General features: G+C 69.2%; 17 protein-coding genes, 1 other RNA gene and 3 pseudogenes. 11 read left to right on the top strand and 10 right to left on the bottom strand.

What is annotated here, in order from left to right:
• Positions 1-158 precede the first annotated feature (158 nt).
• Positions 159-413, top strand: a pseudogene (locus ACFYRY_RS11370) (transposase family protein); the annotation flags it as partial.
• A 133-nt stretch (positions 414-546) separates the two neighbouring features.
• On the opposite strand, the gene ACFYRY_RS11365 reads toward ACFYRY_RS11370, so the two are convergent.
• Complete coding sequence (locus ACFYRY_RS11365) at positions 547-2,406, bottom strand: DNA/RNA helicase domain-containing protein (RefSeq protein ID WP_389142560.1); 1,860 nt, start codon at positions 2,404-2,406, stop codon at positions 547-549.
• Between the two features lie 102 nt (positions 2,407-2,508).
• Entirely contained in the window at positions 2,509-3,525 is a 1,017-nt protein-coding gene (locus ACFYRY_RS11360; protein ID WP_389142557.1) for a protein NO VEIN domain-containing protein, read from the bottom strand.
• Between the two features lie 317 nt (positions 3,526-3,842).
• On the opposite strand from ACFYRY_RS11360, the pseudogene ACFYRY_RS11355 reads away from it, so the two are divergent.
• Positions 3,843-4,290 (top strand): annotated as a pseudogene (locus ACFYRY_RS11355) (IS30 family transposase); the annotation flags it as partial.
• Positions 4,291-4,448: 158 nt separating this feature from the next.
• On the opposite strand, the gene rnpB reads toward ACFYRY_RS11355, so the two are convergent.
• From rnpB to ACFYRY_RS11340, 3 genes and pseudogenes are all read right to left on the bottom strand, one after another.
• Positions 4,449-4,865: RNase P RNA component class A (gene rnpB, locus ACFYRY_RS11350), an RNA gene on the bottom strand.
• Positions 4,866-5,016: 151 nt separating this feature from the next.
• Positions 5,017-5,736, bottom strand: a pseudogene (locus tag ACFYRY_RS11345) (DMT family transporter); the annotation flags it as partial.
• A gap of 81 nt (positions 5,737-5,817) precedes the next feature.
• A complete protein-coding gene (locus ACFYRY_RS11340) occupies positions 5,818-6,636 on the bottom strand; it encodes an AraC family transcriptional regulator (protein WP_389142554.1) in 819 nt (272 codons plus the stop codon).
• Positions 6,637-6,783: 147 nt separating this feature from the next.
• On the opposite strand from ACFYRY_RS11340, the gene ACFYRY_RS11335 reads away from it, so the two are divergent.
• A complete protein-coding gene (locus ACFYRY_RS11335; RefSeq protein ID WP_389142552.1) occupies positions 6,784-7,560 on the top strand; it encodes a MerR family transcriptional regulator in 777 nt (258 codons plus the stop codon).
• A complete protein-coding gene (locus ACFYRY_RS11330) occupies positions 7,557-8,183 on the top strand; it encodes a hypothetical protein (protein WP_389142550.1) in 627 nt (208 codons plus the stop codon). Before ACFYRY_RS11335 ends, ACFYRY_RS11330 begins: the two co-directional genes overlap by 4 nt.
• Here the strand turns inward: ACFYRY_RS11330 and ACFYRY_RS11325 are convergent.
• Positions 8,134-9,573, bottom strand: coding sequence for an RNB domain-containing ribonuclease (locus ACFYRY_RS11325; RefSeq protein ID WP_389142548.1), 1,440 nt, complete (start codon positions 9,571-9,573; stop codon positions 8,134-8,136). The two genes, ACFYRY_RS11330 and ACFYRY_RS11325, sit on opposite strands and share 50 nt — an antisense overlap.
• A 380-nt stretch (positions 9,574-9,953) precedes the next feature.
• Between ACFYRY_RS11325 and ACFYRY_RS11320 the strand changes: the two genes are divergently transcribed.
• From ACFYRY_RS11320 to ACFYRY_RS11310, 3 genes are all read left to right on the top strand, one after another.
• The gene (locus ACFYRY_RS11320; RefSeq protein ID WP_389142546.1) at positions 9,954-11,654 is read left to right on the top strand and encodes an alpha/beta hydrolase; all 1,701 of its coding nucleotides are present in this window, start codon (positions 9,954-9,956) and stop codon (positions 11,652-11,654) included.
• Between the two features lie 234 nt (positions 11,655-11,888).
• Positions 11,889-12,671, top strand: coding sequence for a peroxide stress protein YaaA (gene yaaA, locus ACFYRY_RS11315; RefSeq protein ID WP_389142544.1), 783 nt, complete (start codon positions 11,889-11,891; stop codon positions 12,669-12,671).
• A 62-nt stretch (positions 12,672-12,733) separates the two neighbouring features.
• Positions 12,734-13,357, top strand: a complete 624-nt coding sequence (locus tag ACFYRY_RS11310; RefSeq protein ID WP_389142542.1) for a bifunctional 4-hydroxy-2-oxoglutarate aldolase/2-dehydro-3-deoxy-phosphogluconate aldolase — start codon at positions 12,734-12,736, stop codon at positions 13,355-13,357.
• A 169-nt stretch (positions 13,358-13,526) separates the two neighbouring features.
• Here the strand turns inward: ACFYRY_RS11310 and ACFYRY_RS11305 are convergent, their stop codons facing one another.
• Positions 13,527-13,727 (bottom strand): hypothetical protein, encoded by a 201-nt coding sequence (locus ACFYRY_RS11305; RefSeq protein ID WP_389142540.1) that lies wholly within the window; start codon positions 13,725-13,727, stop codon positions 13,527-13,529.
• A gap of 119 nt (positions 13,728-13,846) precedes the next feature.
• On the opposite strand from ACFYRY_RS11305, the gene ACFYRY_RS11300 reads away from it, so the two are divergent.
• Together ACFYRY_RS11300 and ACFYRY_RS11295 are read left to right on the top strand one after the other, a co-directional pair.
• The gene (locus tag ACFYRY_RS11300; protein WP_389142538.1) at positions 13,847-13,981 is read left to right on the top strand and encodes a hypothetical protein; all 135 of its coding nucleotides are present in this window, start codon (positions 13,847-13,849) and stop codon (positions 13,979-13,981) included.
• 517 nt (positions 13,982-14,498) lie between these two features.
• On the top strand, positions 14,499-16,229 hold the full coding sequence (locus ACFYRY_RS11295) for a purine-cytosine permease family protein (protein ID WP_389142536.1): 1,731 nt from the start codon (positions 14,499-14,501) through the stop codon (positions 16,227-16,229).
• 240 nt (positions 16,230-16,469) lie between these two features.
• Here ACFYRY_RS11295 and ACFYRY_RS11290 read toward each other — a convergent pair whose 3' ends face one another.
• The 3 genes from ACFYRY_RS11290 to ACFYRY_RS11280 all read right to left on the bottom strand — a co-directional run bounded on the left by ACFYRY_RS11290 (position 16,470) and on the right by ACFYRY_RS11280 (position 19,455).
• Positions 16,470-17,747 carry a bifunctional RNase H/acid phosphatase gene (locus tag ACFYRY_RS11290; RefSeq protein WP_389142534.1) on the bottom strand — a complete coding sequence of 426 codons (1,278 nt, stop codon included), beginning with the start codon at positions 17,745-17,747 and terminating at the stop codon, positions 16,470-16,472.
• A gap of 71 nt (positions 17,748-17,818) precedes the next feature.
• Positions 17,819-18,562, bottom strand: coding sequence for a zinc ribbon domain-containing protein (locus tag ACFYRY_RS11285; protein WP_389143727.1), 744 nt, complete (start codon positions 18,560-18,562; stop codon positions 17,819-17,821).
• Entirely contained in the window at positions 18,559-19,455 is an 897-nt protein-coding gene (locus ACFYRY_RS11280) for a Nif3-like dinuclear metal center hexameric protein (protein ID WP_389142532.1), read from the bottom strand. Before ACFYRY_RS11280 ends, ACFYRY_RS11285 begins: the two co-directional genes overlap by 4 nt.
• Before the next feature lie 188 nt (positions 19,456-19,643).
• On the opposite strand from ACFYRY_RS11280, the gene ACFYRY_RS11275 reads away from it, so the two are divergent.
• Together ACFYRY_RS11275 and ACFYRY_RS11270 are read left to right on the top strand one after the other, a co-directional pair.
• Positions 19,644-20,888 carry a hypothetical protein gene (locus tag ACFYRY_RS11275; RefSeq protein ID WP_389142530.1) on the top strand — a complete coding sequence of 415 codons (1,245 nt, stop codon included), beginning with the start codon at positions 19,644-19,646 and terminating at the stop codon, positions 20,886-20,888.
• A 206-nt stretch (positions 20,889-21,094) separates the two neighbouring features.
• Positions 21,095-21,247 (top strand): hypothetical protein, encoded by a 153-nt coding sequence (locus ACFYRY_RS11270; RefSeq protein WP_389142528.1) that lies wholly within the window; start codon positions 21,095-21,097, stop codon positions 21,245-21,247.
• The last annotated feature ends 48 nt before the right edge of the window (positions 21,248-21,295 follow it).

Raw genomic sequence — 21,295 nt, 5'->3', positions numbered from 1 at the left:
GCGCCAGGAGGGGGCTCGAACGGCACGCGTTGACGAGACCCCGACGGTCTCGACGCGACGTCCGGGGTTTCCAGAAGGACATGAAGAAGGCCTTGGGTCTACGGCCTGGGGGAACGAGGAGACGGCCCGGATGCTTGCCCCGGAGGCAAGATCGTCCGGTCTGCGAGCGGCAAGGCGTCCCGATCCTCGCTGACCGTGCCCACACGCGCGCCGGCCCCCGGGTCACCACCGGCCTCAGACGCCCACCCGGCAGTGAACTCGCCCCCACCCAGCGCACCCTCAACCGCGCCGTCACCCAGGCACGAGCGCCCGTCGAACGCGGCATGGCACGACTGAAGTCCTGGCAGATCTTCCGCAGATCCCGCATCGGCCCCAACGGCATGACCGTCCTCACCCTGGAGAGGCAACACTGAAAACGCTCGCCGTGAACCGTTTGTCCTCAACGGCAGAAACCCTCACGCTTGCCGCGTACTGGACCGCGCAGGTAGGCGATGCCCGGCTCCTTGGGGGCACCGGCGAACCAATGGGAAGGCGAAGGTCACCCACTCATGGGGCCTGCTTTATCCCAGTCGGGACCAGGCTAGCCAGCATGGCCTGAGTCTCGGGATCGGTTGAGTAGAGTACGGTACCGACCATCCCCCGCGTGAGTAGCACTTTGTAGGTATTTCGAATAAGGCGACCGAAGGCTCCTGGCTCCGCCTTTTTCACGGCGTGGTCCTTGCTCTCTCCAGGAACAGCACGCCACTCATTTCCCCGCCACACCAAGTCGGGACCGAAGATCATTCCGTTCCAGGCGTACTCGAATCCTTGGGCCGTGTAAATGCACCCGATCTGCCCGAAGCCTGACGGATCAGTGGCCCACAGCGAAGAAACGGGTGTCCCTCCTACAGGTTGCTCACCTCTGAGGTTCCAGGGCCTGCGCCATTCCCCAATAGCCACGTCATCGACGAGGCTGCCGTCAATCCGCGGATCGCTCCACCGCCAGCAGAATCCTGCCGTCATGCGAGAGGTGTAGCCCGATTCCTGTCGGCCGCGTAGGTGGCTCTCCATACCTTGGGGCGATTCGGCGACGAGCAACTCGAAATCTTCCTCGGGCTGCCACTGAATCGGACCACCGGGCTCAAGGCCGAGGAGACGGAGGACCCAATGTTCGTAGGCACGGCTCCCGCCGCACCGGAACTGGCTGTTGAGATCGACATGGCGAACAATGCACCCGCGCGCGTGAGCAGCCTCGTCGATGGTCTCGACACTTCCCATTTCCCCGGGCCTCACGACCTGATGCTCGTCGATCAGGAAGACGGGGACCCTGGCTGCGTCGATGAGTTCCTCCACTTGGCTTCGACCGCTCCGATGCCCGGCGTACGCACCCTGCCTCGACGACCACTGGCGAATGCGATGGGCTTCATCACAGATCAAGACGTCCAGCCCGTTTCGTTCAGCACTTGTGAAGTCGAAGAAATACCGGAAAAGCTTTGGGATTCGGCCGTTCTTAGTGCCGACGACATGCCGAAGAGTGGTGGTGAAGGACTTGGACCCGGTGGCGTGGACAACGCTTCGCCCGTTTCTCCCGAGGTGTCCCATCAAGTGCAGCGCAATAATGCTCTTACCCGAACCAGGACCCCCGGATATCACTATGGCTTCTTTTTGGTCCGACTGTCGCGACAGGTCCGCCGCCCGCTTCACCAAACGCGCCGCCACTTCTTGCTCGTCCATCAGGAGGAACTCACCGCCGTCGATTATCTCGGCAGCAGCGGCACGCATTAGTTGACGACCGGGAGCACGGGGGCTATCCAAGAGATAATCAGCCTCTACTGAGCCGTCCAAGGCAGAAAGACGGGTCCGTAGATACTTAATAAATTCTCCGCGGGATGTATCCGTGAAGAGTTGCGCCTTCGCGTCAGGTAATCTTAACAGTTCACTGACATTTTGATCGGCTGCGTAGTGCAGGTAGGCCACGCCCGCGACGGCGTCCTCCTGATCATTCAGCACATTGGTGAAATCATGCAGGTAGTCGCAGTAGCGGCGCACCTGGGCCACGGGGTGCAGAGCCGGTCGATTGCCCATTCTCGCTACTAGACATAAATTGTCAGTGCCAGGAACGAGGCGCGCTTCGCTCCATTGCTTGAGTTCGACGATGACGTAGGACGGCCTGCCCGTCGCGGGGTGGGAGCCAGCAAGAATGATGTCCGCGCGAAGGCTTGTGAGGGGTAATCGGTGCTCTATCAGCACCTCGATGTCATCAAGCCCTGCATCGCACAGAACCTCCGCCAGGGCCGGGATGCTGTTCTCCCACGAGCGGCATTCACTGGGCGACGGGCTCTGGAAGAGCACAGAGCGGTACTTCTGGGCGAGCCGCTCAGAGAGGGCTCCGTCACTGCACTGATCGAACAGTGCGCGTGCGGACATGCGAAGAAGAGGCACGGAAGATCTCCGTAAGGGCGGTGGACTCGAAGGCAAGGGGGGTAGCGGGGGCTTGCTCCCGGAACCCCTGAAGGTGCATCTGGGCAGTCAGGCGAGCGGTAGGCGGTACTCGAAGCTCCTGGGCCTCAGGTCCTCCTCAGCTGGCGTCCAATCATGGAGGTGCGACACCCTGCCGCCACTCGCTGTGTAGGTGTCGGTCAGCAAGTCCACCTTGATATCACTGACCACAAATAGGTCCACGGTGTTCTGCGGGTCCCGGGCATGCTCGACCTCGTTGATCGTCAGGTCGACGCTCGTGGCCGCTCCCGTTGTGCCCTTCACCTCTACGCGACGCTCTTCCCTGTCACGGGTGCAGTGGAGGTCGTACGGCTTGCCAAGGCGTTCGACCGTCCAGCCCTCCCCTTCGTAGTGAGCGACTGCCATGTCCTCCGCGTGCAGTTCGATGGCCTTGCGCTTCTTGGGGTCGGAGACGAAGCCCCCTCCATTGGAGGGCCGCTTCGGTGGCTTGGGCGGCTTCACCTGCTCCGCGCTGAAGCCGGGCGTGCGGTTTAGAGCCACCGTCTGCTCTTCCGACCAGTTCGCTGGAATCTCGGCCGCATCGAGCAACGGCTGCGGATCCATGTCGACGACCACTCCTATGCCTCGTTGAGTCCCCGAAACACGTATGGCGTCACTGGCGGCCATTCCAAGCGGCCCGTCCGCATCGAGACGGACGTCGTGGAGTACAGCCAACGGCTCGATGCCGAAGCGCACCGGGTACTTGATGGCGTTCTCGGCTTCCTCGTCCGGCCAGTGAGGTGCCTCTGCCTCGTAGAAGTTCTCACGTACTTCGAACAGGTACAGAGTGATCTTCTTGGTACTCCATACGTCGAGTTGTACGCGCGGACCCACTCCCGTGGCCAGCACGGCGAAGCGCGGGCGCGCGGACCGGTACTCGGGCCTCCATACAGGGAACCCCCACGACCGAGTTTCGATCCCGTACTGCAGATTGCGCTGGGTTCCGGGCGATTGACCAACGTGGACCATCACGAACGAGGATGTCCGCGAGGGACCGTGGGGGGGAGCAGGATCGTCGCCCTTGCGGCTGTCCTCGTGCCTTGCCAAGTGCCTTCCTCCGCGACCGCCTACCTCTGCGCCGATCCCAAACGATCGACTGAGCCCATGACCATGCCACATGGCAGTCAGATTTTCATACAACTAAAGCCAGAGGTTAGCGAGTTGGCAGAACAAATCAGACACAGGACGGGATGACAGCTCAGTGCTCACCCTGTACCCGCTCAAGGCATGCTGCTCAACAAAATGGCGCCCCGCGTCCACACACGCCCAGCGGCTCGGACCCCGAAGACGGACCAGGCCCACCTGCTGGGCAGTGATAGGGCTGTCCTGGCAGACGAGGTGCACGCCTTCGCCGGCGACGACCGGCTCTTCGCAGACCCCAACGCCAGACTCAGCAGCGACTCCGTCGCCAGAAGCACTTCTCGCAGCTCATGGTCATGATCAGCAAGCTTCTGGCGCATGCCGCTGACCGGGCCGCTCCCGGCCACTGGGAGGACGACCTGATCGTCGGCAAGGAGAACGGCTCAGCCATCGGAATACAGGGTCGAACGCACCACCCGTTTCGGCATGCTCATCCATCTGCCCGCCGACCACACAGCCGTCAGCGTCCGCGACGGCCTCCAGACAACCGTGCAAGCCCTGCCGCCGCCCTTGAAGCGGTCTCTGACGCGAGATCAGTGCTCCAAGATGGCCGCCCGCTATGGGTTCACCGTCGATACCAATGGCCCGGTCTACTTCTGCGACCCGGCTGGCCCCTGGCGACCCGGCTCCAACGACAACACGGACGGCTGGCTGCGACAGTACTTCCCCAAGAGCACCCACCTGTTCACCCACACCCGCGAGGAAGGACCTCGTGCACAACGCGTGCGCACTTGCGCGAACTCCAGGGAACTCGCAGGTGGAAGCGGGAAGCGCCCGAACACGACGAAGGGCCCCGCCCAGGTCGTAAGACCAGGTCAGAGCCCTGTTGGCAGACGAGTCGGGCTGTACGCCGGGTTCTGTCGCCCGGCTGCCTCGCGGCGGCCGGGGAGACGGCCATCCATCTAGGGTCGGCGTTACCGCCGGCCTCGTGCGGTCTACCCGAGGACTCGGGCGGGCAGCCCTCGAACGTCCTCGCAGAAGCACCTCGTATCCCTACAGGTACTTCCTTTTGACCTTGCTCCGGGTGGGGTTTACCTAGCTGCCCAGGTCGCCCTGGGCACTGGTGGTCTCTTACACCACCGTTTCACCCTTACCGGGGGCCGAAGTCCCCGGCGGTCTGTTTTCTGTGGCACTGTCCCGCGGGTCACCCCGGGTGGCCGTTAGCCATCACCCTGCCCTGTGGAGCCCGGACGTTCCTCGGGAAGTGTCCCGCTAGGGGCACTCCACGCGGCCGTCCGCCCGGCTCGTCTGCCGTGTCGACCATGCTACCCGGCGTGTGCCTACGGCCGGACCGCCAGGACCATCCGGAGTGCCAGGGCCGTCAGGCCCGGCGGCTGTCGCGAGGATCGAGCCCGCCAGGATGAGAGTGAAGGCGATCGCGATGCCTGCCGTGAACGGCTCGTCCAGGAACAGGGCTCCCGCCGCCACCGCGACCGCCGGGTTGACGTACGTGAAGACTGTCGCCCGGGTCGGGCCGACCTCCCTGATCAGTTCCAGGAAGCCTACGAAGGCCAGCGCCGTGCAGATCACGCCCAGTCCGAGGAGGGCGGTGAGAACCGGCGTCGAGGGCATCTCGCTCGGCCGGGTGACTGCCGCCGCCGGGGCGTAGACCAGGGCTGCCAGGGCCAGGCAGGGGGCCGTCAGCTGGAGCGTCGGGACGTCTTTCAGCCAGCGGGTGGCGATCAACGGGGCCGTCGCGTAGCCCAGCACCGTCAAGAACACTTCCGCGAGGGAACGGGCGTCGCCCCCGGTCAGGTGCGGCACGGTGAGGACGCCGACGCCCGCCAGGCCCAGGGCGAGGCCCGTCAACCGCCGTAGGCCCAGGCGTTCCGTGTCGCCGAAGAAGCGGGCCAGGAGTACGCCGACGATCGGGACGCCCGCGATCAGCAGGCCGGCGGTCGAGCTGGACAGGTGGCGTTCGGCGTCGGTGAGGGTGAACCAGGGCCCGATGATCTCGATGCACGCGAAGGCCAGCATGGGCAGCCAGTGGGTGCGGACGGTCCGGATCAGGCCGCCGCCGCGTATCGCGAAGGGGAGGAGGAGGGTGGCGCCCAGGGCGCAGCGGGTGAACACCACCACGGACGGGGAGAGCGGGGCGTCAACCGCCACTTTGATCATCAGGTAGGGGATGCCCCAGACCACTCCCATGAGGGAGAACAGAAACCAGCCACGTGCAGTCATGCGGCCATGGTCATCGTGTCAGCGGCGGTCGTCTTGAACGCTGTTGCGGTACACCGCCGGGGTGACCCCGAGGACCCGGCGGAACCAGCGGGTGAGGTGCGCCTGGTCCGCGAAGCCCACTAGGGCCGCCGTCTCCGCCGGTCGCAGTCCCGACTCCAGCAGGCCGCGCGCCCGGTGCACCCGGTGCTGCGCCAGCCAGGCGTACGGGGGGATCCCCATCGTCGTACGGAAGGCTCGGAGGAGTTGGTAGCGGGACAGGCCCTGCTCGGCGGCGAGCAGGGCGAGGGTGGGGGGATCCAGGAGTTCGTCGGCGAGGCGGTCGCGTACGGCGTGGGCGATGTGGGCGGCGCCGGGGAGCGTGTCGGCGGATGGGCGGGACGTGGAGTGGCGGCGGGCCAGGGCCGTGAGCAGCCAGGGGAGGCGGGACTCCGTCTCCAGCGGGTCTGGGCAGTCGCTGAGTGCGCGGTGGGCGCGGCTGAGGGCGGCGGCCAGTTCGGGGTCGTCGAGGAGGGGCTCGCGGAAGTACGGCACGCCGCCGAGGGTGCCGTCGGTGAGCAGGGAGGGGTCGGGGTACAGGGCCCGGTACGCGTAGCCGTCGGAGGCGGCGGGGCGGCCAGTGTGCATCTCGCCGGGGTCGAGTACGACGATGGAGCCCGGGCCTGGCCGCAGGTGGCCGCCCCGGTAGTCGATGACCTCGGCGCCGCCCACGCAGATGCCGATGCTGAACTGCTCGTGCGCGTGTGAGGCGTAGGCGTGCCGGTCGAAGCGTGCGGTGAGCAGGTCGAGCGGGGGGCCGCAGCGGCCGAGACGTGCCCTGGTCCACCGTGCCTGCTCCATGCGCCACCTCCTGCTCGTCGTCTTGAGGATGCAACGCCGGAGGGCTCAGAGAAAGTCCGACGTGTCCAGGTCGAAGGCGAAGAGGTCCGGGAGGGTGCCGGCCCGCGTCCTTGACCCTGCCGCAGCGTCAACGTTTGTACTGGTCCCATGCGGATCGGAGAACTCGCCGAGGCCGTCGGCGTCACCACGCGGACCGTCCGGCATTACCACCATCAGGGGCTGCTGCCCGAGCCCGAGCGGCTCGGCAACGGCTATCGCGATTACACGCTCCGGCATGCCGTCGCGCTGGCCCGGATCCGGCGGCTGACCGAGTTGGGGCTGGGGCTGGCGGAGGTGCGGGACGTGCTCGCGGAGGACGCGGGGAAGGATCTCGTGGAGGTGCTCACCGAGCTCGAAGAGGATCTGGCTCGGCAGGAAGCGGCGATCCGGGAGCGGCGGGCCCGGCTGCGCGGTCTCATCCAGCAGGGCTCGCTGCCTGCCGAAGGGCCCGTGTCGCCCGAGCTCGCGGCGCTGTTCAGCGAGGTGGGGCCCGTCTCCGACTCCCCCATGGCCGCCAAGGACCGCGAGATCCTCGCGTTGTTCGACACCGCGGCCAGTCCGGAGACCCGCCATGAACTGGTCGGGCTCGTGAGCAGCGTCTTCGACACGTCGGACGGGGCGGAGCGGGCCCGGGCCGCCTACGCGCTGCTCGACGCCCTCGCCGACGCCGACCCGGCCGACCCGCGGGTGGACGAGGCCGCTCGGGCCCTCGCCGACTGTCTGCCCGGTGAGCTGCTTCCGGCGGGCGAATTGGGGGGCGAAATGGGTGAGGCCGGCATCGACGACGAACACAGCTTCCTGCGCGCCATGTACGCCGACTTCGCGCCCGCGCAGGCGGAGGCCGTCCGGCGGACGCTGAGGATCATCACGGAGGGACGGTCATGAGGACTGCCCGCGTTCTGGTCCGGCATGAGCTGCGGATGTTCGTGAGTCTCGCGCTGTGGGTGGCGAGGAGGAGGCACGGCACCGGCGGTGGGCGGGCCTTCGGGTATGCGCGCGGGCAGGGTGCGGTGATGTTCGGGCTCGCGTTCGTGTGTGTGGTCGAGACGGTGACGATGTCGGTGCTGCTGCGGGGCTTTCCGGTCGCGCACGGGGTGGTGTTCGTCCTGGACGTCTACGCCGTCCTGTTCGTCGTCGCGTTGCATGCGGCGAACGTGGTCCGGCCGCATGTGCTGGACACCGGCTCACTCCGGATCCGCCGGGCCGTCCACGTCGACCTGCGCATACCGCTGGAGCGGGTCGCCTCCGTGCGCCACGAGTTGAGGTGTGTGCGGGAGCGGGCTGACGGTGAACTCGACGTGGACATGGGGGCGCAGACCTCCGTCACCCTCGAACTCACCGAGCCTGTCCACCACTTGACGTTTCTCGGTCGACGACGGGAGGTCAGCCTGGTGCGCTTCCACGCCGACGACGCCGACGCACTCGTACAGGCCCTCAGGCCAGCCATCAGGCAGGCCATCAGGCCGGGGCAAAGCGTACGGTCGCCGCTGCCGGATCGGCCCGGGTGAGCCGTACCCGCAAGCGCTCCCCCAGCGGCAGCGGGGATCCGTCGGCCTCGATGCGGCCGATGATCGCCGGGGACTCCAACTGGACGGTTCCGAGGGCGGGTTGGCGTTCCTCCACGTCCACCACCCAGCCGTCGAACACCTCCCCCACCCGGTCCTTGAGCAGCAGGGCCTCGACGATGTCGACGCAGCCCCGTTCGACGGCGCCCGCGCGGCGGCCGCCGTCCGCCATCTCGCCGCGCAGTGCGTCGAGCGAGGTGAGCACCCAGTCGGGTGGGTCCTGGCCTGCGACGGCGGCGAGGCAGATCTCGGAGGTGTACCGGTCGACGAGGCGGCGCAGCGGGGCGGTGCAGTGCGCGTAGGGCGCGGCGACGGCGGCGTGGGTGGTGATGGGCGGGAGGCTGCCGTCGCGGAAGACCGTGTATCCGGCGCCGCGCAGGAGGGTCGTGCACTCCTGGAGGAAGGCCGCGTGACGGGGGTCGTGCGGGTCGAGGGAGCGGATGAGGCGGTCGTAGGAGAGGTGGTGCGGCCAGTCGATGTGCAGGGCGTGGGCGGTACGGCGCAGTCGGCCGACGGCGCCGTCGGGGGCGGCCGGGAGAGTGCGGAGGACGCCGGTGCCGTGCGCGATCATCAGGTCCGCCGCGGCCATGCCGGTGAGCAGGGAGAGCTGCGCGTTCCAGGCTTCGGCGGGGAGCGGGGCCCGGTACGTCAGCTCGTAGGTGTGGTCCCGTTCGACGATCTCCTGCTCGGGCACGTTGAGCGAGATGCCGCCGCGCTCGATCTCCAGAGCCTCCCGCAGCCGCCCGATCACCTCCAGCAACGCGAGTGGTTCCTCGGCGGTGCGGGAGTCGATCGCCTGCTGTACGCCCGCGTAGTCGAGCCTGGCCCGGCTGCGGACGAGGGCCCGGTGGACGTCGACGGCGACGGTACGGCCGTCCGCGTCCAGGTCGAGGGTCCACAGCGCGGCCGGGCGGACCTGGTCCGGGAGCAGGCTGGCGGCACCCTCGCTCAGGACGGCGGGGTGCAGCGGGACCTTCCCGTCGGGGAAGTAGAGGGTGGTCGCGCGCCGGTGCGTCTGCGCGTCCAGGGCCGTACCCGGGACGACGAACGCGGCGACGTCGGCGATGGCGTACCGGACGCGGTAGCCGGTGCCGCGACGGGACAGGTGCAGCGCCTGGTCCAGGTCGACGGAGGCCGGTGGGTCGATGGTGAGGAACGGGATGTCGGTGGCGTCCTCGGCGGGGAGCAAGGGCGCCCTCGCCGCGCGTTCGGCCTCGGCGAGCGCTTCCGGCGGGAAACCCTCGGGCACCGCGAGTTCGGCGCGCAGTGCGGTGAGGGCGGCCCGGAGTGGGGCTTCGGGTGCGCCGGTCACGCGGATGTGGCGGCGAGGCATACAGCGAGCGTAGGGCCTGTCCGGCGGATCAGCTCGGAGGAAAGCCACGGTGCGTGATAGGTGCAGGTGAGCTGGGTGGTGGGGTGCCTCCGAGTTAGATGGACGGGACCCGGTTCGTCCTGTGGCTGAGGAAGGTGCCGATCGGCGCTGAGGCGAGTGTCCGTACCGTCGCGGAGGCGGATGAGGCGGATCCGCGCGTCACCGAGACCGGTACCGCCCCGTCGCCGGGGGCGCCCCGTCCCCTACAACTCGGGTAGCACGCAAGGCTGTTGTGTCATTCCAAGGGTGGAGCAAGGTGCAGCCCGGAGAGGGATCCGCGGGCCTGGCCGGTCCCTGAATGATCTTTCCTGTCCGAACATGTGACCGGAAGGATCGATATCGTGCGCAGACGACGTCTCGCGCCCCTGTTAGCCGTGAGTGTCACGGCAACGCTGGCTCCCGCACTCGCCACCTCGACGGCCACCGCCGCGCCGGCCGCCACCCCGCCAACCGCCGCCTCGTCCGCCGCCGCCTCGTCCACAGTCGAGGGCGGGCTGAACCGGTATGCGAAGCAGAAGCCGCAGTGGAAGGGGTGCGGAGCCGACACTCCGGCGGAGATCGAGTGCGCGACGATCAAGGTGCCGCTGGACTACCGGGTTCCCGGCGGCAAGCGGCTCGACCTGGCCATATCCCGGATCAAGAGCACGGCGCCCGGCAAACGGCACGGCGTCCTGTTCTCCAACCCCGGCGGCCCGGGGGGTCCGGGGCTCTACATGCCGCTGAGCATGCAGGAGCGTCTCCCCGAGTCGGCACGGCAGAAGTACGACCTCATCGGCTTCGACCCGCGCGGCGTGGGACGCAGCAGCCCGGTTTCCTGCGGTATGGAGCCGGAGGAGGAGAACTGGCTGCGGCCGTACAAGGAGGAGACGTTCGACAAGGACGTCGCCTGGGCGCGGGATGTCGCGAACAAGTGCAGGGAGAAGGCGGGCGACACGCTCGCGCACATCACCACGCGCAACACCGCACGCGACATGGATCTGCTGCGGGCGATCCTCGGTGAGAAGAAGATCTCGTACATGGGGGTCTCGTACGGCACCTACCTGGGCGCCGTCTACACCCAGCTCTTCCCGGGCCGGGCCGACCGGTTCGTGCTGGACAGCGCGGTCGATCCGGCGCGCGCCTGGCGAGGCATGATCCAGTGGTGGGCGGAGGGTGCCGAGCCCGCGTTCGACCGGTGGACCGAGTGGGCCGCCGGGCGTTCGGAGCAGTACGGCCTCGGTGAGAACCCGAAGGAGGTCGACCGGACCTTCTGGGGCCTGGTCGCGCAGGCCGACGAGTCGCCCATCGAGGTCGAGGGGCAGCCGACCACCGGTGATGACATCCGGAGCGGAATGCGCCAGGCGGTCTTCACCCCGCAGTACGCCACCGAGGCGATCGTGGAGCTGAAGAAGGCCGCAGCGGGCGAGCCCACCTCCGTGAAGAAGCTCACGGCGTTCGCCGGATCCGCGGGGACCGGGACGCCGAAGACCGGGAAGGCCGGGAAGGCCGGGTCCGGGACGGCGGGCGCCGACGACGACGCCGCCGAGGTGCCGTCCGACAACATGACGGCGAGTTTCTGGGCCGTGGTGTGCGGCGACAACTCGGCCGCGTGGTCCCGCGATCCCGAGAGCTACCGGCGGGACGCCATCGAGGACAAGGGCCGTTACCCGCTCTTCGGTGACTTCGCGTCCAGCATCAAGCCCTGTGCGTTCTGGGACAGGTCCCTGGAACCGGCGACCACGGTGCACAACACGGTCGGCTCCCTGGTCGTCCAGAACGAGTGGGACTCGCAGACCCCGCTGCCCAGCGGTCAGGCCCTGCACGCCGACCTGAAGGGCTCGACGATGGTCACCGTCCTCGGCGGGGAGGGCCATGGCGTCTACCCGAACGGCAACGCGTGCACCGACGGAACGGTCAACGACTACCTGCTCACCGGCAGGCTTCCCGCGAAGGACGTGACCTGCGAGGCGACGCCTGCCTCGAACGCGGAGGCACGGAAGAACCAGAGGCGGGACGCGCTCCCCGGGTCTCCGCTCCCGCAGCGCGCCCCGGACCGCTTCTGAGCTCGGTCGCACGGCCCATTGGGACATGGGCACATTGCCGCACGGCCCATCGGGGCATGGCCCACGGTCGTACGCCACACAGCCGCGTGACCCGTTGAAGACGGGGCGGGACCTCCTCGCGGAGTCCCGCCCCAAGCGGGCGTCGGTCGTCACGCCGCGACAGACCCACGGGCCGGGGAGCACAGGTGGCACGCCGTACGCTGTTGCGGAGCTCAACCGAAGGAGATCGATCCCGTGCTTGTCCTGCTGCCGCCCTCCGAAGGCAAGGCGTCCTCCGGTCGCGGCGCCCCGCTGAAGCCGGAGTCGCTGTCGCTGCCGCAGCTCGCGGAGGCCCGTGCGGCCGTGCTCGACGAGCTGGTGGAGCTGTGCGTCGCCGATGAGGACAAGGCGTGCGAGGTGCTGGGGCTGAGCGAGGGGCTGCGCGGCGAGATCGCGAAGAACACGGAGCTGCGCACGGCGGGCGCACGGCCGGCCGGGGAGATCTACACGGGGGTGCTGTACGACGCCCTCGACCTGGCTTCCCTGGAGACGGCGGCGAAGCGGCGCGCGGGCCGATCCCTGCTGGTGTTCTCGGGGCTGTGGGGCGCGGTCCGGGTCACCGACCGGATCCCCTCATACCGCTGCTCGATGGGTGTGCGGCTGCCCGGGCTCGGCGCGCTGAGCGGGTACTGGCGTGCGCCGATGGCGGCGGCGCTGCCCGAGGCGGCCGGGGACGGGCTGGTGCTGGACCTGCGGTCGTCGGCGTACGCGTCGGCGTGGAAGCCGAAGGGCGAGGTCGCCGGGCGGACGGCGACGGTACGGGTGCTGCACGCGCCGACCCGGAAGGTCGTCAGCCACTTCAACAAGGCGACCAAGGGGAAGATCGTCCGCAGTCTGCTGTCTGCCGGTATCGCGCCGAAGGGCCCTGCCGAGCTGGTGGAGGCGCTGCGGGATCTCGGGTACGTCGTGGAGGCGCGGGCGCCCGCGAAGGCGGGGCAGGCATGGTCGTTGGACGTGCTGGTGGACGAGATCCACTGAGGCTCATTGCAGCCTGTGCAACACCCTTTGCGCAGTGCGCATCTCCTCGGCAGGATGACGTCATGGCCGCATCCCTTCTGGACCTCGCCCCCGTCATGCCCGTGGTCGTCATCGAGGACGCCGCCGACGCCGTACCCATCGCCCGTGCGCTGGTCGCAGGCGGGCTGCCCGCGATCGAGGTGACGCTGCGGACGCCCGCCGCACTCGACGCGGTCCGGGCGATCGCCGGGCAGGTGCCGGACGCCGTCGTCGGCACGGGCACGGTGATCACGCCGAGTCAGGTCACGGAGTCGGTGGCGGCCGGCGCGCGCTTTCTGGTCAGCCCGGGCTGGACGGACGTACTGCTGGACGCGATGCGGGAGTCGGGGGTGCCGTTCCTGCCGGGGGTGTCCACGACGTCCGAGGTCGTGGCGCTGCTGGAGCGCGGGGTGCGGGAGATGAAGTTCTTCCCGGCGGAGGCGGCGGGCGGTACCGCGTATCTGAGGTCGCTGGCGGGGCCGTTGCCGCAGGCGCGGTTCTGCCCCACGGGCGGGGTCGGGCCGGGGAACGCGCCCGAGTACCTGGCCCTGCCCAACGTCGGCTGTGTGGGCGGGACGTGGATGCTTCCCCAGGACGCGATCCAGGCGCGGGACTGGGCGCGGGTCGAGGCGCTGGCGCGGGAGGCGGCAGGGCTCCGGAACCGCTAGGCGCCTGCCGAACAGGCCTCTAGGACCAATGGGCCGGCCTGAGCACGTCTGGTTGGAGCCATGGCGTGGCTCGATCGTGATGGGTATGGAGAGGAACAAGCACAAGCTGGTACTCGTCGTCTGAAGCGTCCGCCACGGGCGGTGCGGCCCGGGGGGCCTGTGTGCCCTCTCACGCCGACGACGCCCGCTCAGCCTTCCTGCCTGCCCTGATCGAGGGCTTCCCGCCCAGAGCGGCGGTGAGGAAGGAGAGCGCCGTGGCGAGTTCGCCATGGTCGTCGATGGCCTCCAGAAGGCGGGTCTGCTCGGCCTGGACACGGTGTGCGGCGCGCTGGTGGAGGACGCGGCCCCGGTCGGAGAGGTGGAGCAGCACCCGGCGACGGTCGTCGGGATCGGACGACGGTAGACGAGATTGTCGGCGACCATTCGGTCGACGAGCTTGGTCAGGCTGGGCGCGGGCATGAGCGCGTACTCGGCGATCTCGGTCATCGGATGGCCCTCGCCGTCGGCGGCGATCGACAGGACACGCCACTGCTCCACCGAGCAGCCTTCCTCCGTCAGCGCGGCGGAGAGACGCTCGACGAGGCGCCGCTCGGCGTGACTGAGCAGGTGCGCGAGATCCTGTGACGATTCGGGCGGCATTACCGGGGTCCTTCCGGTCGGTCGACTGTGCGGACACCTCCCGGTCCGCTGCTCGACGTGCCGTTGACATTACCCCCTCGCGGAAATAGTTTCTACGGGAAGCATTGACCTCGAAGGGAGTCTCCGCCCAGGCCGGGCGAACCCCGTCGCACCCTCGACGGGCCCCCCACACCCCGAAGGTGACCACGAGGCGGGCAGCCGGCCCCGGACCGCCGATCATGTCCAGCACATCCACGCGCATACGGAATTGACCGCCTCGCCGCGAATAACGGGCGGGCTTACGAAAACCCGAGAACCAGTTCACCGCGGGCGCATCCCAAATAACACAGCATTTGCAACACGCACGCTTTGGCGTTTGATATCTACGCGCGTCGAATAAAGGTAAGATAAAGCCTCTCGAATTTAAAGGACGGGAAATTTCGAGGAAACAAGACGGCGGGAACGTTCCGTGACACCCGGGGCTCTCCGGGATGTGACCTGGTGCGCGGAAGAGGGAAGTGCCGTGACGGAGACAGTCTCCAACGAACAGACAGCCCCCGCAGGGGCGACGGACGTCGACGCCGGGAACTCGGGTACGACAGGCCGGAAGTACAACCGCTGGACGCAGAACGACACGTTGGAGGACTACTCGCTGCGCTACGCCCCGAAGTCCTTCCGCCGCTGGTCGCCGTATGTGGTGGCGACCACCGCCCTTGGCGGCATCGCCTATCTGGCGGACTTCGCCATCGGCGGCTCGATCGCCATTTCCAACGGCTTCTCCAGTGCGATGGTGGCCATCCTGGCCGCCGCGGTGGTCATCTTCCTGACCGGCATCCCGATCTCGTACTACTCGGCCAAGTACTCCATCGACATGGACCTGCTGACCCGAGGCGCGGGCTTCGGGTATCTGGGGTCGACGCTCACGTCGGTCATCTACGCAAGCTTCACCTTCATCTTCTTCGCGCTCGAGGGCTCGATCATGGCGCAGGCACTGGATGTGGGCCTGCACATACCGCTGGCGCTCGGCTACCTCCTCTGTTCGCTGGTCATCCTGCCGATGGTGATCTACGGAATGACAGCGATGTCGAAGATGCAGGTGTGGACCCAGCCCGTCTGGCTGGTCCTGATGGTGGCCCCGTTCGTCTCCATCGCCATCCAGGACCCCGGCAAGTACGCGAAGTTCGCCCACTTCGCCGGCAACTCGCCCACCGGCTCCAGCATCAGCATGCTCGGCGTCGGCGCGGGCGCCGGCGTGGCCCTGTCCCTGATCGCACAGGTCGGCGAGCAGGTGGACTACCTGCGCTTCATGCCGGACAAGACGCCGGAGAACGCGAAGAGCTGGTGGGCCGCGGTGCTCTCGGCCGGCCCCGGCTGGGTGGTCCTCGGCGCGTCCAAGCAGATCGGCGGCGCGTTCCTGGCCTTCTGCATCGCCGGCGGTGTGGGCCTGTCCAAGGCCAACGAGCCCATCCAGATGTACATCTCCGGCTTCAAGACCTTCGCGGCGCCGGTCGCGCTGGGCCTGGCCACGTTCTTCGTCATCCTCTCCCAGATCAAGATCAACACAACGAACGCCTATTCGGGCTCGCTGTCGTGGTCGAACTTCTTCTCCCGGCTCACCCACCGCCACCCCGGCCGCGTCGTCTACATCTTCCTCAACGTCGGCATCGCGCTGGCCCTGATGGAAGGCGGCGTGTTCGGCTTCCTCAACACGGTCCTCGGCTTCTATTCCAACGTCGCCATCGCCTGGATCGGCGCGGTCGTCGCGGACCTCGTCATCAACAAGCCCCTGAAGCTCAGTCCCTCGTTCATCGAGTTCAAGCGGGCCCACCTGTACAACTTCAACCCGGTCGGTTTCGGCGCGATGCTCGTCGCCTCGGCCGTCTCCATCCCCGCCTACTTCGAGGCGTTCGGCGACTACGGCAAGGCGTACTCACCGTTCATCGCGCTCTTCCTGGCCATGGCGCTGTCCCCGCTGTTCGCGTGGCTCACCAAGGGCAAGTACTACATCGCCCGCGTCGACGACCTCGACGAGCCGCTGGTCGGCGCGGACGGCCTGCCGTCCGCGGTCACGCTGACCTGCTCGGTGTGCTCGGACACCTTCGAGCGCCCCGACATGGCGAACTGCCCCTTCCACGAAGGCGCGATCTGCTCGCTGTGCTGCAGCCTGGACAAGGACTGCCACGACACCTGCAAGAGCGGCAACGGGGGCGGTCCGGTCGACCTCTCCATGCCGGCCATGCGATCCGCGGGCTGACCACCGCGCCGTGACGTCCGCTTACGGTTGCCCCGGGTCCGCGTCCTCGACGCGGACCCGGGCAACACCGGTTCCTGCGACACGGCGACTTCGCCGGCCGTGACGACCTGATCGACAAGCTGGAAAGCTACGCGATCAAGCACGACGACAGCGCCGGGCCCTACCGGTGAACCTACGAGGCACCCCGCTCAAAGCAGACTGACCAGTGTGGCCCTCCACGAACCGACGCGGAGCAGCACATTAGGGCCGCAGGTGTGACGTGTCGTTGAGGAGGCGGACGCTCGCGTTGCCGTCGGCGTAGTACGCGACCACCGACAGGGAGGCCGCCGACAGTTCCATGCGGAACAGGGACTCGGGTGGGGCGCCGAGGGCGAGCCGTACGAATGTCTTGATCGGGGTGACGTGGGTGACCAGCAGGACCGTACGGCCGGCGTACGCCGCGACCAGCTTGTCGCGGGTGGCGGCGATCCGGGTGGCGGTCGCCACGAAGCTCTCGCCGCCGCCGGTCGGTTCGGCCTCCGGGTCGGCCAGCCAGGTGTTCAGGTCGTCCGGGTAGCGCTCGCGCACCTCACCGAAGGTGAGTCCCTCCCAGGCGCCGAAGTCGGTCTCCCGCAGCCCGTCGTCGATCGTGACGCCGAGACCGAGGCGGGCGGCGACGGCCGCGGCGGTCTCGCGGGTACGGGCCAGCGGCGAGGAGACGATCTCCTGGATCGTGCCCCGCCTGGCCAGCGACTCGGCGGCCCGCTCGGCCTGCCCGCGCCCCACGTCGGAGAGTGAGGGATCACTGCCGCCGCTGCCGGAGAACCGCTTCTGCGGAGTCAGCGGGGTCTCCCCGTGCCGCAGCAGCACGAAGGTCGCGGGCGCCCCCATGTCGGCGGGGGCCCAGCCGGGGGACGCGACCGCGCGGGCGGCGCGGACGTCGGTGCGGGCCTTGTCGGCCGCGGCGGCCTTGGGCGGGCCCGACGACTCGGCGGTCACTTCATCGCCCGGCGCTCCGGACGACCCGAGGCCCGTCGCCCGCGAGACGGCCCGGGTGACGGCCCGCGTGGCCGCCCCCGCTGCCGCCGCGTCCAGCTCGGCCGTCGACGCCGAAGCCGACCACCGCTCGCCCCGCTTGCCCGCGTCCATCGCCTCGTTGGCCAGCCGGTCCGCGTGCTTGTTCCGCTCCCGGGGGATCCACTCGTACGTCACCTGGGACGACGGGAAGACACCGGCCGCCTCGGACGCCAGGGGCTTCATGTCGGGGTGCTTGATCTTCCAGCGGCCCGACATCTGCTCGACGACGAGCTTGGAGTCCATACGGACGTGGACGTGCGCCGTCGGGTCCAGGGCGTGCGCCGCGCGCAGGCCGGCCAGCAGGCCCCGGTACTCGGCCACGTTGTTCGTGGCGATGCCGATGTACTCGGCGACCTCGGTCAGCGTCTCGCCCGTCGCCGCGTCGAGCACCACTGCCCCGTAGCCCGCGGGTCCCGGGTTGCCCCGTGACCCGCCATCGGCCTCGACGATGAACTCCCGCACGCCGTCAGCCCCTTACCGATCTCTTGCCGTACCGCACTCTCTCGCCGTACGGAGTCCCTTGCCGCGGTCGACTACAGACCGGACTCCGACGTGCGCACCAGGATGCGGCGGCAGTTCTCGCAGCGCACCACCGTGTCGGGTGCCGCCGCGCGGATCTCGTTGATGTCGGTGATCGCCAGCTCCTGTCGGCAGCCCTGGCAGGAGCGCTGGTACAGCTTGGCCGCGCCGACGCCGCCCTGCTGGTCGCGCAGCTTGTCGTAGAGCTTGAGGAGGTCCGCGGGGATGGTGGCCGCGATGACCTCGCGCTCCTTCGTCGCGGTGGCCGCGTCGCCGTCCAGCGACTCGGTGGCCGCGTCCCGGCGGGCGTTCGCGTCGTCGATCTTCGACTGGACGGAGGAGACCCGCTCGGTCAGTTCGGCGACCCGCTCCTGCGCGGACTCACGGCGCTCCATGACCTCCAGGACCACGTCCTCCAGGTCGCCCTGACGCTTGGCGAGGGAGGTGATCTCGCGCTGGAGGTTCTCCAGGTCCTTCGGGGAGGTGACCGCGCCGGAGTCCAGCCGCTGCTGGTCGCGGACGGCACGCTGGCGCACCTGGTCCACGTCCTGCTCGGCCTTGGTCTGCTCGCGGGCGGTGTCGCTCTCCTCGGTCTGCGCGGCCACGAGCAGGTCGCGCAGCTGCGTGAGGTCCTTGGTCAGCGACTCGATCTCGGCGTGCTCGGGCAGCGACCGGCGCTTGTGCGCGAGCTGCTGGAGGCGGACGTCGAGGTCCTGGACGTCGAGGAGTCGGATCTGGTCGGCAGGCGCGGCGTTCAGTTGGGGGCTCCCAGGGGGTCAGAAGAAGAGGGGCGCGAAGCGCTCGTCGGAAGGGCGGCGGTGGACGCCGCGTGGGCGGTCCAGGGGTCGGTGACCGTACGGGAGACGTGGACCCTCAGGTCCCATCCCGCGCGGTCGGAGATCTCGTCGAGCTGGGCTGCGGCCAGCTCGCACCAGGGCCATTCGGTGGCCCAGTGTGCCGCGTCGAGCAGCGCGAGGGGACCGTGGGCGCCGGCCGCCATGAACTCGGACGCCGGGTGGTGGCGCAGGTCCGCGGTGAGGAAGGCGTCGACACCGGCCGCGCGGACCTGGTCGAACAGGCTGTCGCCGGAGCCGCCGCTGACGGCGATCGTGCGCACCAGCGCCTCCGGGTCGCCGGCCACCCGGATGCCCTGCGCGGTGGCGGGCAGGCGCTCGGCGGCGCGGGCGGCGAGGTCGCGGACGGTCAGCGGGTGGTCCAGTTCGCAGATCCTGCCCAGGCCCCGGCGGCCCGCCGGGTCGGTCGGGTCCGGCACCAGCGGGCGGACGACCCGCAGGTCGAGAGCGCCGGCGAGGGCGTCGGAGACACCCGGGTCCGCCGTGTCCGCGTTGGTGTGGGCGACATGCAGCGCGATGTCGTTCTTGATCAGCGTGTGCACCACGCGGCCCTTGAAGGTGGAGGCCGCGACCGTCGTCGTACCGCGCAGGTAGAGGGGATGGTGGGTGACCAGCAGATCGGCGCCCAGCTTCACCGCCTCGTCCACGATCTCCTGGACCGGGTCGACGGCGAACAGGACCCGTGCGACCTCCTGGTCGGGATCGCCCGCGACGGTACCGACCGCGTCCCAGGACTCGGCCCGCTCGGCCGGCCACAGGTTCTCCAGGGCGGTGATGACTTCAGACAGACGGGGCACGGGCAAAAGGCTACCTGGCTGTTCTCCCCAGCTGAACCGGTGCCGTCGGCGGCGACCCCGCCGAGCACGGTCGTCGCGCGTTCCTCAGGCGAATCGTTCCTGGGCCATCCCTTTGTGTGAAGTAACGGTCCGCCGGTCCGACGTCAGTGCGGGCGAAAGCTACTTTCGTCGCCGGAGGTGACCGAACGATGACAGCCTGTGTCATTGAGTCCACCACGGCGCACGAGCACGGCGGGACCCCGCAGGCAGGGTGCGCGATCACGGTCGACGGCAGCTACGCCGCCCGGCTGGCGCGGGACGGCGACTCCCTGTTCCCGGAGCGCTGGACCCTGGACGGCCCGGAGCCCTACGCGGTGCCGCTGCCCGGCAACCAGCCGGAGGAGCCCGGCACCGAGGTCCAGCCGATGGGTGACGGGCGGGTCCTCATCCGGCGACTGGTGGCCGGACGGCACACCTTCTCCCTGCTCTACCCGACCGGGCCGGACACCGGTGAGCTGCCGCTGGGCGCGGTCGGGACCCCGGACGGAGCGACCCGGCTGCGGCTGCTGCCGCCCGCGCCGGGCGGCGCGAAGGCGTACGCCCTCGCCGTGGGCCGGCACTCCAGTGCGGTGTGGCTGGTGGCGGGAGGTGGCCGCGGGCCCGAGCACGTCGCGGAGATCGCGGGACGGTGCTCGGGCGGGGTGTGGCTGGACGGTACGGGGCGGATGCTGGCGCTGGACCGGGAGATCGGCGGGCGGACCAAGACGGTCGTGGTGGACCTGAGGCGCGGCGGTGAGGTGTCCCCGCTGCTGCAGATCGCGGCGAACAGTGACGACCGGCTGCTGCTCGCCGCCCCGGACAGCGGGCTGCTGCTGATCCGTTCGGACGCGCCCTCGCCGGGGCGGGAACGGCTGGGCTGGGGGGTGCTGGGCAGCATGCAGCCGGTGCGCTTCCCGGACTGTCTGCGATCGGACGGCTGCACGGTCACGCCGTTCGCGATCCAGCCCGGGCAGGTCCTGATGCCGGAGGACTGCGCGGTGGCGCTGCGGATCGACGGGCCGCTCGGCAGCTGGGTCGGCGTGTGGCGGCCCGCCACCCGGCAGGTCCACCATCTCCCGGCGCCCGACGGGTGGTTGGCGGGCGCCGGCCACTGGACCGAGGACGGCGTGCTCCACCTGCCGTACGCCACAGCGGAGACACCGTGCGCGGTGGCACGGGTGACGGCGCCCTCCGGGGAGGCGGGGGCGGTGAGTGATGCCGGGGGCTGTGCTCCGGGGTGCCCGGTCGAAGGCGGTACGGGGGCGCGGACGGCGTCGGGGAGCGCGTCCCCGGGGTCGGGCGAGCCGTCGGAACCGGACCCTCCGACACCGGTCGCGCCCCGTCCGGTGCCCTTGCAACAGGCACCGTTGGGACCTGGGCGGCGGGTCGGGTCGGAGGAGAGACAGAGCGTCTGATCAGTGGATGCCGGCACCCGAGAGTGACGACAAGGCGACGGTCCGCGTGCCGAGCCCCGGGTCCGCGGCGCGTTCCGCCGGGCGGCCCGCACGGCTTGTAACGAACTCGTGCCGGTTGGCGTGGCCGCCTGGATTCGACCCGTGGGATGCCGGTTAAACTCGCCCGGCTGTAAGAAAGATCATGTTGACGGGGAGAGTTACTTCCGATGAACGACGCCAACACGACCCAGCCGACTCCCGAAGTCCAGGATCCCTCCGGCCACGGCCGGCACCGGGGTCCGGTCGCGGACCAGGACGGTGAGGCGACCCCCCAGGGCCGTCACCGCAGGCCGGTCGAACACACCGAGTCGGCCGCCTGAACGACACACGGCCCCGCCCCTTCCCACAGGGGCGGGGCCGTGCTGTGT

It is taken from the genome of Streptomyces sp. NPDC005263 (genome assembly GCF_042872365.1).
Classification (GTDB): domain Bacteria; phylum Actinomycetota; class Actinomycetes; order Streptomycetales; family Streptomycetaceae; genus Streptomyces.
Note: the sequence above shows the minus strand (reverse complement) of the source record. Positions and strands in the feature narration are given on the sequence as shown.

What these genes read in the sequence shown, in the direction of transcription:
- ACFYRY_RS11270 (WP_389142528.1), top strand. Translation starts at nt 21,095, where the DNA reads ATGAACGACGCCAACACGACCCAGCCGACTCCCGAAGTCCAGGATCCC.
- ACFYRY_RS11340 (WP_389142554.1), bottom strand. Translation starts at nt 6,636, where the DNA reads ATGGAGCAGGCACGGTGGACCAGGGCACGTCTCGGCCGCTGCGGCCCC.
- ACFYRY_RS11310 (WP_389142542.1), top strand. Translation starts at nt 12,734, where the DNA reads ATGGCCGCATCCCTTCTGGACCTCGCCCCCGTCATGCCCGTGGTCGTC.
- ACFYRY_RS11330 (WP_389142550.1), top strand. Translation starts at nt 7,557, where the DNA reads ATGAGGACTGCCCGCGTTCTGGTCCGGCATGAGCTGCGGATGTTCGTG.
- ACFYRY_RS11365 (WP_389142560.1), bottom strand. Translation starts at nt 2,406, where the DNA reads ATGTCCGCACGCGCACTGTTCGATCAGTGCAGTGACGGAGCCCTCTCT.
- ACFYRY_RS11335 (WP_389142552.1), top strand. Translation starts at nt 6,784, where the DNA reads ATGCGGATCGGAGAACTCGCCGAGGCCGTCGGCGTCACCACGCGGACC.
- ACFYRY_RS11325 (WP_389142548.1), bottom strand. Translation starts at nt 9,573, where the DNA reads ATGCCTCGCCGCCACATCCGCGTGACCGGCGCACCCGAAGCCCCACTC.
- ACFYRY_RS11300 (WP_389142538.1), top strand. Translation starts at nt 13,847, where the DNA reads ATGGCCCTCGCCGTCGGCGGCGATCGACAGGACACGCCACTGCTCCAC.
- ACFYRY_RS11275 (WP_389142530.1), top strand. Translation starts at nt 19,644, where the DNA reads ATGACAGCCTGTGTCATTGAGTCCACCACGGCGCACGAGCACGGCGGG.